The organism is Mycolicibacterium sediminis, from assembly GCF_010731735.1.
GTDB lineage: Bacteria > Actinomycetota > Actinomycetes > Mycobacteriales > Mycobacteriaceae > Mycobacterium > Mycobacterium sediminis.
Genome location: NZ_AP022588.1, coordinates 2,586,293 through 2,597,834 on the forward strand (window position 1 = coordinate 2,586,293; position 11,542 = coordinate 2,597,834).

Here is an 11,542-nt window from a genome sequence, read left to right on the forward strand (position 1 = left end):
AATGGTGACATTAGTCAATGTCACCATTTGGCACGAGGAGGGCCGCGTCACGGCCAGCGCGACCTACCGCGCGGGGTCGCCCCGCCAGGTGAAGCTGTTGACGAACTTGCCCATGTCGAGGGCGATCTGGAGGTTGGCCGCCGAGGGCTTGCCGGAGCCGAACTCGGGGCCGAAGGCGTGGTACGGCCCGTGCGCAGCGGCGATGAGCGCCAGGTCGTTCTTCACCGCGACCATGACCAGCACGCGCATCCGCGAGTAGCTCGCGGTGGCGCCCTGCGGCCAATGGTCCGCAGCGACACCGAATCCCGGCTGGTACCCCACCATCGCGTTCGGGATCTCGTAGGCGGTCTTGGTGTCGGGGATGCTCTCGCGGATCAGGTCGTAGGCGATGTCCCGCGGCGGACGTCCCAGCGCCGGTCTGCTGAACAGCTGCAGCGTTCCCCCGTCCCCTGCCAGCAGGTCTGCGTTGATGCCGTCGGAGTCCTTCGTGACGTTGTAGGCGGCGCCCTCGGCGGGATAGGCGACCGTGAACGAGCCGTCGGCGGCGGTGAACCGCGGGTTGATCGTGACGGGCTCGCCGAAGGGCGGGGTGCCGCAGTCCGGCGGACAGACGTAGCGCGCGGTCGGCGTGTCGAGCGCCCCGGACACCGCGACGAGGCCGGCGGCGATCAGGGCGATCGCCAGCACCCAGACCACCACCAGGTGCCGGTGGCTCGTATCCCGTTGCTCGGGAACGTCGTACGTGCCGGAAAAGTAGGTGTGGCCCGGTGCGATGGTCGTCACGATGACTCCGCTCCGTCGACGTGGAGGACTGGCCGGTGCTCCCGGCGCGCCTGACGCGACGAGCGGGAGGCGGCCCGCGTCGCCGCCCCGCACGCCACGCAGAACGGCATGTCGGGCACGACGTGTCGGCACTGCGGACACAGGATCGGCGAGTCCTGATCGACGTCGTCGTGCGCCTCGTGCAGGAGCGCGAGGTGCAGGCCGACCCGCAGGACCAGCAGCGCCAGGCCGGCAATGGCGAGGTGTACGCCCAACTGCACCCACTGGGGGACGCGCGCGATGTCGACGAGGCCGAGGCCGGCGTAGAGGGCGATGACGACGAAGCCCATCACGAACAGCGCCAGGCGAACGTAGTTGCGGTGCTGGTTCTTCTTGTTGGGCGGCCTCTCGAACCACAGTGCGGCGCCGAGGAGGCCGCCGACGCAGGCCGCGGTGAGCGGTACCGCGATGCCGCGGATGCCCGCCTCGACCATCAGTCCGTCCATCGGCCGGCCGCGGGCGATCATGCCCGCGCTGAACTGCGGAGCCAGCCTGGTGAGCGTCGCCGCCGCGGTGAACATCAGGGCGCCCAGGGCTCCGATTGCGAAGCCGTCCAACGATTCCTGGTCACCGCGCCTCGTGAAGCGGATGACCACGGCGGGCACCAGCATCAGCAGCATGCCGCCGATGGGTACGCCGAGGCCCTCCCGAAGGACCCGGGAGGCGGCGACCCCGGCGCCCAGCGGTACGTCGTAGGCGTTCGAGACCATCTCGCCGGTGATCAGCACCCACCCCACGCCGATCCCGATCCCGACCGTCGCCGTCGCGACCAGCGTCACCGACGGGATGTCGCGGTGGACGTCGGCCTCCTGCAGGTAGATCAGGAAGATCAGCGGCAGCCCCAGGGCAGCCACGGTGACCAGGGCGGCGGGAAGCCGGAAGACGGTCGTGGCCAGCAGCGCGGCCAGGATGAGGCCCAGCCCGACCAGGAAGGGCACCCGGGAGCGTGGCGACAGGTGGGGGAACAGCGTGCTGACGATGTTCGGCATCAACAGGTGTTCACCCGGTGCGGCGCTGAAGGACTTGCGCCGCAACCATCCCGGGCCCGTGTGCGCCGCGTCGCCGAGATGACCGCCGCACAGCCCGCAGTACTCGCCCGCGGGCACGTCGAGTTGGCAGACGCCGCACTCCATCAGCGGGCGGTCGGGTCCGGTGGTGGTGTCGTCGGTGCTCATCGGGATGCTCTCTGCAGGACGAGGATGTTGCGGACCAGGTTGTCGACGTCCGGTGTGCCCAGGCCGGTGACGAGGTCGTATCCCGGTCCCGCGGTGTCGACGGCGTTGCCGCCCAGTGTCACGTCGCGGAAGGCGGGCAGCGGTGCGCCCGCGGCGATGCGGTACAGCACCGGGTTGACCTCGCCGATCAGGCGGCCGCCGTTGGCCAGCAGGTATTGGTTCATCACCGCGGTCATCGCCGACCAGATGGGCGCCGACTGCGACGTCCCGCCACCCACCACGAGGTCGCCGTTCAGGACGATCTTCACGCCGGTGAACGGGTCGGCCACCGCGGCGATGTCCGGCGTCATCCGCTTGTCGCCGTGCCGGTCCGGGTCGACGTCGCCGAGGATGCCCTGCTGCCACGGTGGCGCGTCGAACAGGGTTGACACCCCGCCGCCGGTGCCCTGGGACAGCGGTACGTCGAACCACGCCTGTTCGGAGAGCCAACGGCCGGTGGCATCGGTCGACAGGGTGGTGCCACCGACGCTCGTCATCTCGGGCAGCGATGCGACGGAGTCCAGTCCGACGTCGTCGGGTCCCGGCGGCGAATCCCAGTCGTCGCCGCCCTTGCACTCCAGGCCGGCGAGGTCGCCGCTGGCGTTGAACGAGCTGGTGCCGTTGAGGTGGGCGTCGACGAGTGCCGAGCGGACCGGCTGCAGATCGGCGGCGGTGAGGAGCTTGTCGCAGCCCCACCCGATCGAGAAGCTCCACACCGCGCCCGGGAAGCGGCGGTTGGTGTCCTCGAGCATCTGGCCGATCTTCACGTACCCGCCCTCGCCCTCCACGGTGGGCCGGGCGTTGACGACGACCTTGGTCGCGTCGGGCGCAATGGCATGTGCCACTTCGAGATCCATGGTGAGTTCACCGCGGGCCTCGCCGGGCGATCCGCCCACGACGACGGGGGTGAACCTCGGCAACCCGAACGTCGTCGCGAAGGTGTCCAGATCCTCCTGCTTGAAGCCGTCGAAGGCGTAGATGACGATCGTCTGGCCCTTGCCGGTGAAGCCGGCCCGGGTCAGCGGGGTGACGTTGTAGGTGTTGAGCAGGGCCGTCGGGTCGAGTCCGCGGTCCGGCACGTCCAGGGGCACGATGTCGGGTCGCGACATCCCATGCGGGGTGTAGCTGAGGATCCGTCCCCACTCGGTGACCTCGCCGTGCAGGACGTCCGGGACCAGCGGCTGCTGAGGTGAGGCGTAGAACTCCTGGCCGCGTTGACCGCGGTAGTCGTGCACCTCGACGTCGAGGGCCTCGGCCACTTCCGAGGGTGCGCCGTCGACGATGGCCCACGAGTCGCCCTCTCGCCAGCGCACCGAGAGTCCATGCGTGCGAGCCCACTCGGTGAGCGTCGCGGGACGTCGGGGCGCCGTCAGGGCAGCGGTGAGTTGCACGTGGTCGCCGCGCGCGGGGCCGAGATCGGTCGACGCCGCGAGCAGGAGTGCGAACGGGCCGTCGATGTCACCGGGTCCCGTTGCAGTCGGGGACGTCCGGATGTCGGATGCGACCAGGAGCACGGCCGCGGCGACGACGATCAGCAGCCAGCGACCTGGACGGTCACGTCGGGGAGTCATGCGGGTGCCAGGCCTGCAGGACCCCGGAGACGCTCGTGACCACGAGCGCTCCCGGGGACCGCGTGGCGTCAGTTGTCGCCAGGAAGGGCCGTCGGCGCGGGAGGCGCCTTGACCGGAGGCGTGAACAGGTTCCCGCCCGTGGGGTTGATCGACTTCTCGGTGGGCGACACGGACGGCGCCGTGGTGCTCGTGGTGGTCGACGTTTCGGGCGCCTTTTCCTCGTCGGTGCCACAGGCCGCGGTCAGTCCGACCATTGCGACGATTGCGGTACCGCCAACGGCTGCCGCGATGCGACGAGCCATACGACGATTCGACTTCATGATGCTGTCCTTACCATCCCCGAGTAATGAACATGTGATCTTCGGCGAACCGCGGACGATTCCGCACGTCCCGTCACCAGCCCGAGTCGTACACCGGCCCCATTCCGAAGTGGGTTCCGATGATCGAACTCTAGCTCACCAGGCCCGATCGCCGCAGGAACTCGTGATCTTGAACGGGGCGAACCCGTGGACGTCTCATCCGCCCCCGACCGCTTGACGGTGTCAGTGGGTGAGTGTTTACTCGTCGTATCGAACAAGTGTTCGATTGAACGCATGATTCGGATGGTGCGGGAGGTACTGCAGTGACTCGCCTCGCAAGCCTGCGCGACCACCCGTCCGACCGTGCTGAGCAGGTAGAACAGCTTCGTCGCAAGATGGCGGCGATGTCGGGGAGGGTGGCGTCCCGGGGTGGTTCGGTGCAGCCTACCCCTGGGGTCCAGGACGGGCTCCTGCCGACCTCGGAGAATTTGCTGCCGATGCCGGAATCGCTGGCCGATCTGCTACCTGGCGCGTTGCCCAGGGGAGCTGTGGCGGTGGTGTCCGGGGCTCGTTCGCTGATGCTCGGCGTGGTGGCCTCGGTGACGTCGGAGGGTGGCCACGTGGCCATCGTCGGCATGCCCGACGTCGGCCTGTTGGCCGCCGTCGAGATGGGTGCGGACCTCAGTCGGCTCGCCGTCGTACCGGACCCGGGTGCCGATCCCGTCGAGGTGGCGGCGGTCCTGATGGACGGTCTGGATCTGGTGGTGCTGAACCTGGGCGGACGATCGGTGGCGCCCACCCGTGCACGGGCGGTGACGGCCAGGGCCCGGCAGAAGCAGTGCACCCTCCTGGTGGCGGGTGGGGACTGGCCGGGTGCGTCGGCCAGGCTGGAGGCGAAGGTCTCCGGCTACGAGGTGACGGGTGCGGGGTCCGGGCCGCCGGTACCGGGGTGTGGCCGGATCGCCCACGTCCGGTTGGCCCTGCGGGGTCGCGCCAGGTCCAGTGATCCGGTGCGGGCCGTGGGTGGCTGACGTGACCCGCCGGGTGCTGGCCATCTGGTGTATGGACTGGCCGGCCGTCGCGGCGGCCGCGGCGGCGGGTCTGCCGGCCACCGCGCCGGTGGCGGTGACGCTGGCCAACCGCGTGGTGGCCTGCTCGGCGGCGGCGCGCGCCACGGGGGTGCGCCGTGGCCTGCGACGCCGGGAGGCTCAGGCGCGCTGTCCCTCCCTGCACGTCGTGGCCGCCGACCCGGCCCGCGACGCGCGCCACTTCGAGCGGGTGACCGCCGCCGTGGACGAGGTGGTGCCGCGTGCGGAGGTGCTGCGGCCCGGGTTGCTGGTGCTGTCCGTGCGCGGCGCGGCCCGGTACTTCGGATCGGAGCAGGCGGCGGCGGAGCGCCTGGTCGACGCCGTGGCCGCCGCCGGTGCGGAGTGCCAGGTCGGCATCGCAGACCACCTGCCCACCGCGGTGTTCGCCGCCCGCGCCGGTCGCATCGTCGAGCCGGGGGAGGACGCCCGGTTCCTCTCCCCGCTGTCCATCCGCCAGTTGGCCGCCGAGCCCAGCCTGGCCGAGCCGGGCCGCGACGAACTGGTGGACCTGCTGTGGCGCATGGGCATCCGCACGGTCGGCCGGTTCGCCGCCCTGTCGAGGACCGACGTGACGTCCCGGTTCGGGGTGGACGCGACGGTCGCTCACCGGTTCGCCCGTGGGGAGTCGTCGCGGGGGCCGTCCGGTCGGGAACCCCCGGCCGACCTCGACGCCGTCCTCGACTGCGATCCGCCGATCGACCGGGTCGACGCGGCGGCGTTCGCCGGACGGTCGCTGGCCGCCGAACTGCACCGCACGCTGGAGGCCACGGGCATCGGGTGCACCCGGCTGGCCATCCACGCGGTCACCGCCAACGGCGAGGAGCTGCAACGCGTCTGGCGGTGCGCCGAGCCGCTGACCGAGGACGCCACCGCAGACCGCGTGCGCTGGCAGTTGGACGGCTGGCTCAACCGGCGCATGCAGGACCGTCCGACCGCGCCGATCACCCTGCTGCGGCTGCATCCGGTGGAGGTGGTGTCGGCCTCGGCGCTGCAGCTGCCGCTGTGGGGTTCGTCGGGTGACGAGGACCGGCTACGGGCCCGCCGCGCGCTGGTGCGGGTGCAGGGTCTGCTGGGTCCCGACGCGGTGCGCGTCCCGGTGCTCAGCGGTGGGCGGGGGCCCGCCGAACGCATCACGTTCACCCCGCTGGGGGACGAGCCGGTGCCGCGCGCCGACCCGGCGCAGCCGTGGCCGGGCAGGCTACCGGAGCCGTCGCCCACGGTGCTGCTCGACGATCCGGTGGAACTGCTCGACGTCGACGACAACCCGGTGCGGGTGACCGGCCGCGGGCTGCTCTCCGCGGATCCGGCGCGGCTGCGGGTCTCCGCGGCGCTGCCCGCCGACCGGGCCGCGGCGGGCACGCTCAGTTGGTGGGCAGGGCCGTGGCCGGTCGACGAGAGATGGTGGGATCCGGAGCATTCCGCCACGGGGCGCACGGCCCGCATGCAGGTGCTGCTCGACGGTTCGGCCCGGTCGAGCGCCGGGTGCGCGATGCTGCTGTGCTACCGGCAGCGGCGGTGGTACCTGGAGGGCATCTACGAGTAGTCATCGGTTGTGCACAATTCAATTGTGGGCTACCGTCGGATTCATGGCCGCACTGGGGATCGACGATCACCTCTGCTTCGCGCTGTACACCGCATCGCGAGCCATGACGGCCGCCTACCGGCCGGTCCTGACCGAGATGAACCTCACCTACCCGCAGTACCTGGTCCTGCTGGTGCTGTGGGAGGAGGGCACGGTCGGCGTGGGCCGCCTCGGCGAGCGGCTCCAGCTGGACTCCGGCACGCTGTCGCCGCTGCTGAAGCGACTGGAGGCCAACGGGTACGTGAGCCGTCGGCGGTCGACCAGCGACGAGCGGCTCGTCGACGTCGCCCTCACTCCGGCCGGCTGTCGGCTGGAGGGCCGGGCGCAGTGCATTCCGGAGCAGTTGTTCGCCGCCACCGGCATGACCGAACGCGACGCCGCGGATCTCCGCGATGCGGTCCGCCGCCTCAACGATGCGCTCAGTGCGTCCGCACGGCGCACACCAGAAGAAGGGACACCAGAATGAAGACGCTCTACACCGCAGAGGCGCTGGCCACCGGCGACGGTCGCGACGGCCACGGCCGCTCCTCCGACGGCCGGCTCGACTTCGACCTGGCCTCGCCCACCGAACTCGGCGGCAGTGGCGACGGCACCAATCCCGAGCAGCTCTTCGCGGTCGGCTACGCGGCCTGCTTCCACTCCGCGCTGCGGCTCGTCGCCCGGCAGGACAAGGCCGACGTCACGGATTCATCGGTCGGCGCGCGGGTGTCGCTCGGCCAGATCGACGGCGGCGGCTTCGGTCTCGCGGTCGAACTCGAGGTCACGCTGCCGAACCTCGATCACGACACGGCGCAGCAGCTGGCCGAGAAGGCGCACCAGGTGTGCCCCTACTCGAATGCCACGCGAGGCAACATCGAGGTCACGCTCACCGTCTCCGACGACTGAGGCCCATCAGGCCAGCGTCGCGGCGAACGGCCCGACCCGGGCGATGAAGCGCTCGAAGAACACGCCTGGGTCGACGTCGATCCCGACGCGTGCGTTGAGGTGGCGGCCCCAGTGCCCGGTCCAGTCGGGCACCGTCATGCCGCGGGTCAGCGTGCCGGTGAGTTCGACGTCGACGGTCGCCTGCCGGTAGCGGACCAGGTCGGGATCGAGGGCGACGGCCGCGGCCAGCGGGTCGTGCAGGTGCGCGATGTAGCCCTCGCCCTGGTCGAAGTGGAACTCGAAGTAGAACCGCATCGCGTCCTCGAGCACCCGGATCAGTGGATTCGCCGCCGCCGACCGCGTGCCTCGGTCGTCCAGCACGCTCATCGGCGTCGTCGACGAATTGGCAGCTGCGGCAAGCCTGCTGAGCGTCGACGGCGTCATCACGGCGTTCTCGGTCAGGTTCAGGCCGAGCACGATCGGCAGGTGGGCCGGCGGCTCCAGTCCCCACGCCGCGCCCCACACCGAGAAGACCTCGGCGGCGGCCTCGGGATCGACGTTGACGTTCCACTCCGCCACCGGGGTGGTGTTGCCCCGGTAACCGAACGCCCCGCCCATGATCACCAGCCGCCGCAGCAGCCGGGGCAGGGCGGGTTCCAGCCGCAGCGCCAAGGCCAGGTTGGTCAGCGGACCGACCGCCAGCCCGACGAGTTCGCCCGGGTACTCGCGGGCCGCGCGCACCCAGGCCTGTGCGGCGTCGTAGTCGGTGAGCGTCCCGCCGCCGACGGGCAGCTGCGCGTAGCCGATGCCCTCCGGGCCGTGGGTGTCCTCGGCGGTGCGCAGCGGGATCGCCAGCGGCCGCTGCGACCCCTTGGACACCGGGATCTCGCTCGTCCCGCACAGCTCGAGGAGTCCGAGGTTGTTGGCGCACACCTGATCGACGGGGACGTTGCCCGCGGTCGAGGCGATGCCGACGACGCGCGCATCGGCGCTCGCGAACAGGTAGGCCAGGGCCATCGCGTCGTCCACGCCGGTGTCGACGTCGGCGAAGACGGGGATCACCGCATCAGCCGCTGTCACGCCGCCCACGATAGGGCTCGACCACCTACCAGTGCACGCCAGGGACGAGCCGGACGGCGCGCATGACCGGCCCGGGCACCCGCACGCTCGGGACGCCGGATCGGGCGGGCCGGCGTGGCTTGCGGGCCTCCTCGGCGGTCGCGATCCCGCGCGCCGCGGGTGAATCGGGGTAGCCGAGGTACAGCTGGTGCAGGATGCGCCGGGACAGCCGCGGTGCGAAGTAGGTGCCCAGGTCGGCGAGCGTCCCCATCGGCGTGTCGATGCGTGACGGCTTCTCGACGAGACCGCGCACCACCATCGCGGCGGCGTGCTCGGGGGTGATGGCCGGAATCGGGTTCAGCTGTCGCGACGGCGCGATCATCGGCGTCTTCACCAGCGGCATGTGGATGCTGGTGAACGTCACGTGATCCGACAGGGTCTCGGTGCCCACCACGTCGGCGAAGGCGTCGAGCGCGGCCTTGGTGGGGACGTAGGCGCTGTACTTCGGGCTGTTGGCCTGGACGCCCGCGCTCGACACGTTGACGACGTGCCCGAACCGGCGCTCCCGCCAGTGCGGGAGCAGCGCAAGCACCATGCGCACCGACCCGAAGTAGTTGACCGCCATGACGCGTTCGTAGTCGTGCAGACGGTCGGTGGACGCGCTGACCGAACGCCGGATCGAGCGGCCCGCGTTGTTGACGAGGTAGTCGACGTGGCCGAACCGGCCGAGGATGTCCTTCACGGTGTGCTCGACCGACGCCGAGTCGGTGACGTCGCACGTGAATGCGTATGCGCTGCCGCCGTTCTCGCGGATCTCGGTGACCAGGTCGTCGAGGGCGTCGGCGCTGCGGGCGAGCGCGAACACCGTCCCGCCGCGTTCGGCGACCGCGACCGCCGAGGCCCGGCCGATGCCGCTCGAGGCGCCGGTGATCACGACGTGCCTGCCCACCAGGGCGCCGGCCGGGTCGTCGCGCCGGGCGCGGTCGGGGTCGAGGTGCTCGGCCCAGTAGCGCCAGAGCTTCGGCGCGTACGTCGAGAAGGCCGGGACCTCGATCCCCGTGCCGCGCAACGCGTCCGCGGTGTTGTCGGCGCTGAACTCCGGCGCGAGGTCGACGACGTCGAGGATCTCGGCCGGGATGCCCAGCTGGGTGGCGGCCATGTTGCGCAGCACCTTCACCCGACCGGTGGCCTTGATGAGCGGCGTCGCGGCGCCGCGCGGCAGTGTGGCGCGCAGCGGCGGCAGACCCGCCGCCCTGGCGACACCGCGGTAGATGCCGCGCAACCCGGTCGACGTCGGCGCGGTGAGGTGGAACGTCTGGCCATCGCGGCCGGCGACGTGCATCAGGTGCACCATCGCGTCGACCACGTAGTCCACCGGGACGACGTTGGTGCGGCCGGCGTCGGGCAGCGCGATCGGCGTCAGCGACGGCAGTCTGGAGAGCCGGTTGAGGATCGGGAAGAAGTAGTACGGGCCGTCGATCTTGTCCATCTCGCCGGTGCGGGAGTCGCCGACGACGACGGCGGGCCGGTACACCCGGAAGCGGAGGCCGGGTGCCGAGCGCACCAGCATCTCGGCCTCGAACTTCGTCTGGTGGTACGGCGTCGGGAGGTTCTGGGCGACGTCGAAGTCTTCCTCGGTATAGACGCCGCGGAAGTCGCCCGCGACGGCGATCGACGACACGTGATGCAGGGTGGCGTCGAGGCGGCGGGCGAGGTCGACCACCGCACGGGTGCCGTCGACGTTGGCGACGCGCTGGGCGGCGTCGTCGGCGGTGATGTCGTAGATCGCCGCGCAGTGCACCACGTGGTCGACGTCGCCGAGGTCGGTGATCGTCTGCTCGCTCAGGCCCAGGTCGGGTGCGGCGAGGTCGCCCACCAGCGGGGTCACGCCCGGACCCCACCGCTCGGCGAGCCGCTCGAACCGGGACAGCGACTCGCGGCGCACCAGCACGACCACGTCGGCGGGGCCGTCCTCGGGCGTGGGACGCGACAGGATCTCGGTGACGACACGGCGACCAATGAACCCGGTACCGCCGGTAACGACATAGCGCATGCGAGTCATGGTCACCCTCCCCCGGGCATACGTCAACCGGCTATCGTCCGACACGACTTCCGTCCCGACCCGTCGCTCACCCAGGAGACCGCCATGCCGATCAATCCCGACGCCATCGGAGCCACGACCGAGCCGCAGCCCTACGAGTGGACCGACCGCGACACGCTGCTCTACGCGCTGGGCGTCGGCGCGGGCGTCGGGGACCTCGCCTTCACCACCGAGAACAGCCACGACATCCCCCAGCAGGTGCTGCCCACGTACGCCGTCATCGCCTGCCCCGCGTGGGGCGCGGTCGGCGAGGTCGGCTCGTTCAACTTCGGCATGCTCCTGCACGGCAGCCAGCAGATCCGGCTGCACGCGCCCCTGCCGCCGGCCGGGACATTGAACGTGCACTCCGAGGTCGTCGACATCCAGGACAAGGGCGAGGGCAAGAACGCCATCCTCGTGTTCAAGGGCGTCGGCACCGACCCGGAGACCGGCGACGTCGTCGCAGAGACGGTGTCCACGGCCGTGATCCGCGGCGAGGGCGGCTTCGGCGGTCGGCCCGGTGAGCGTGCGCCGGCACCCGAGTTCCCGGATCGCGAGCCCGACGCGACGGTGGCTCTGCCCACCACCGAGGATCAGCCGCTGATCTACCGGCTGTCCGGCGATCGCAATCCGCTGCACAGCGATCCCTGGTTCGCGCAGAACCTCGCGGGCTTTCCGCGACCGATCCTGCACGGGCTCTGCACCTATGGCGTCGCGGGCCGCGTCCTCGTCGCCGAACTCGGAGGCGGCGACGCCACCAGGATCCGTGCGGTCGGCGCGCGATTCACCTCCCCGGTGTTCCCGGGCGAGACGTTGACGACGTCGGTGTGGCGCACCGAGCCCGGCCACGCCGTGTACCGCACCGAGGCGGCCGAGGCCGACGGCTCCAATGCCCGCGTCGTGCTCGACGACGGCACCGCCGAGTACGTCGACTGATCCGGCTACCCTCCGAGGGAAGGGGGG

At 71.2% G+C, this 11,542-nt stretch carries 11 protein-coding genes; 5 read left to right on the forward strand and 6 right to left on the reverse strand.

Annotated elements, in window-relative coordinates; all coding sequences use genetic code 11:
* Positions 1–63 precede the first annotated feature (63 nt).
* The 4 genes from G6N64_RS12415 to G6N64_RS12430 all read right to left on the reverse strand — a co-directional run bounded on the left by G6N64_RS12415 (position 64) and on the right by G6N64_RS12430 (position 3,909).
* Positions 64–783: a hypothetical protein gene (locus G6N64_RS12415; RefSeq protein WP_246231126.1), complete on the reverse strand. Its 720-nt coding sequence runs from the start codon at positions 781–783 to the stop codon at positions 64–66.
* A complete protein-coding gene (locus tag G6N64_RS12420; protein WP_163797318.1) occupies positions 780–1,997 on the reverse strand; it encodes a zinc ribbon domain-containing protein in 1,218 nt (405 codons plus the stop codon). The genes G6N64_RS12415 and G6N64_RS12420 overlap by 4 nt, the downstream gene beginning before the upstream one ends.
* Positions 1,994–3,607: a S53 family peptidase gene (locus tag G6N64_RS12425; RefSeq protein ID WP_163797320.1), complete on the reverse strand. Its 1,614-nt coding sequence runs from the start codon at positions 3,605–3,607 to the stop codon at positions 1,994–1,996. The genes G6N64_RS12420 and G6N64_RS12425 overlap by 4 nt, the downstream gene beginning before the upstream one ends.
* Positions 3,608–3,675: 68 nt before the next feature.
* Complete coding sequence (locus G6N64_RS12430) at positions 3,676–3,909, reverse strand: hypothetical protein (protein ID WP_163797322.1); 234 nt, start codon at positions 3,907–3,909, stop codon at positions 3,676–3,678.
* A 320-nt stretch (positions 3,910–4,229) separates the two neighbouring features.
* Between G6N64_RS12430 and G6N64_RS12435 the strand changes: the two genes are divergently transcribed.
* From G6N64_RS12435 to G6N64_RS12450, 4 genes are read left to right on the forward strand one after another with little or no spacing between them, the layout of a single operon-like run.
* Positions 4,230–4,937, forward strand: a complete 708-nt coding sequence (locus tag G6N64_RS12435; RefSeq protein WP_163797324.1) for a DnaE2-dependent mutagenesis accessory factor ImuA' — start codon at positions 4,230–4,232, stop codon at positions 4,935–4,937.
* Between the two features lie 31 nt (positions 4,938–4,968).
* On the forward strand, positions 4,969–6,537 hold the full coding sequence (locus tag G6N64_RS12440) for a DNA polymerase Y family protein (RefSeq protein WP_163801684.1): 1,569 nt from the start codon (positions 4,969–4,971) through the stop codon (positions 6,535–6,537).
* Between the two features lie 43 nt (positions 6,538–6,580).
* Positions 6,581–7,042: a MarR family winged helix-turn-helix transcriptional regulator gene (locus G6N64_RS12445; protein ID WP_163797326.1), complete on the forward strand. Its 462-nt coding sequence runs from the start codon at positions 6,581–6,583 to the stop codon at positions 7,040–7,042.
* On the forward strand, positions 7,039–7,461 hold the full coding sequence (locus G6N64_RS12450) for an organic hydroperoxide resistance protein (protein ID WP_163797328.1): 423 nt from the start codon (positions 7,039–7,041) through the stop codon (positions 7,459–7,461). The genes G6N64_RS12445 and G6N64_RS12450 overlap by 4 nt, the downstream gene beginning before the upstream one ends.
* Positions 7,462–7,467: 6 nt before the next feature.
* Here the strand turns inward: G6N64_RS12450 and G6N64_RS12455 are convergent, their stop codons facing one another.
* Together G6N64_RS12455 and G6N64_RS12460 are read right to left on the reverse strand one after the other, a co-directional pair.
* The gene (locus tag G6N64_RS12455; RefSeq protein WP_281361501.1) at positions 7,468–8,520 is read right to left on the reverse strand and encodes a nucleoside hydrolase; all 1,053 of its coding nucleotides are present in this window, start codon (positions 8,518–8,520) and stop codon (positions 7,468–7,470) included.
* A gap of 25 nt (positions 8,521–8,545) precedes the next feature.
* A complete protein-coding gene (locus G6N64_RS12460; RefSeq protein WP_174266800.1) occupies positions 8,546–10,552 on the reverse strand; it encodes an SDR family oxidoreductase in 2,007 nt (668 codons plus the stop codon).
* Positions 10,553–10,645: 93 nt separating this feature from the next.
* Here G6N64_RS12460 and G6N64_RS12465 point away from each other — a divergent pair, with 93 nt between their 5' ends.
* Positions 10,646–11,515 (forward strand): MaoC family dehydratase, encoded by an 870-nt coding sequence (locus G6N64_RS12465; RefSeq protein ID WP_163797331.1) that lies wholly within the window; start codon positions 10,646–10,648, stop codon positions 11,513–11,515.
* The last annotated feature ends 27 nt before the right edge of the window (positions 11,516–11,542 follow it).

What these genes read in the sequence shown, in the direction of transcription:
- G6N64_RS12420 (WP_163797318.1), bottom strand. Translation starts at nt 1,997, where the DNA reads ATGAGCACCGACGACACCACCACCGGACCCGACCGCCCGCTGATGGAG.
- G6N64_RS12425 (WP_163797320.1), bottom strand. Translation starts at nt 3,607, where the DNA reads ATGACTCCCCGACGTGACCGTCCAGGTCGCTGGCTGCTGATCGTCGTC.
- G6N64_RS12430 (WP_163797322.1), bottom strand. Translation starts at nt 3,909, where the DNA reads ATGGCTCGTCGCATCGCGGCAGCCGTTGGCGGTACCGCAATCGTCGCA.
- G6N64_RS12440 (WP_163801684.1), top strand. Translation starts at nt 4,969, where the DNA reads ATGGACTGGCCGGCCGTCGCGGCGGCCGCGGCGGCGGGTCTGCCGGCC.
- G6N64_RS12445 (WP_163797326.1), top strand. Translation starts at nt 6,581, where the DNA reads ATGGCCGCACTGGGGATCGACGATCACCTCTGCTTCGCGCTGTACACC.
- G6N64_RS12450 (WP_163797328.1), top strand. Translation starts at nt 7,039, where the DNA reads ATGAAGACGCTCTACACCGCAGAGGCGCTGGCCACCGGCGACGGTCGC.
- G6N64_RS12460 (WP_174266800.1), bottom strand. Translation starts at nt 10,552, where the DNA reads ATGCGCTATGTCGTTACCGGCGGTACCGGGTTCATTGGTCGCCGTGTC.
- G6N64_RS12465 (WP_163797331.1), top strand. Translation starts at nt 10,646, where the DNA reads ATGCCGATCAATCCCGACGCCATCGGAGCCACGACCGAGCCGCAGCCC.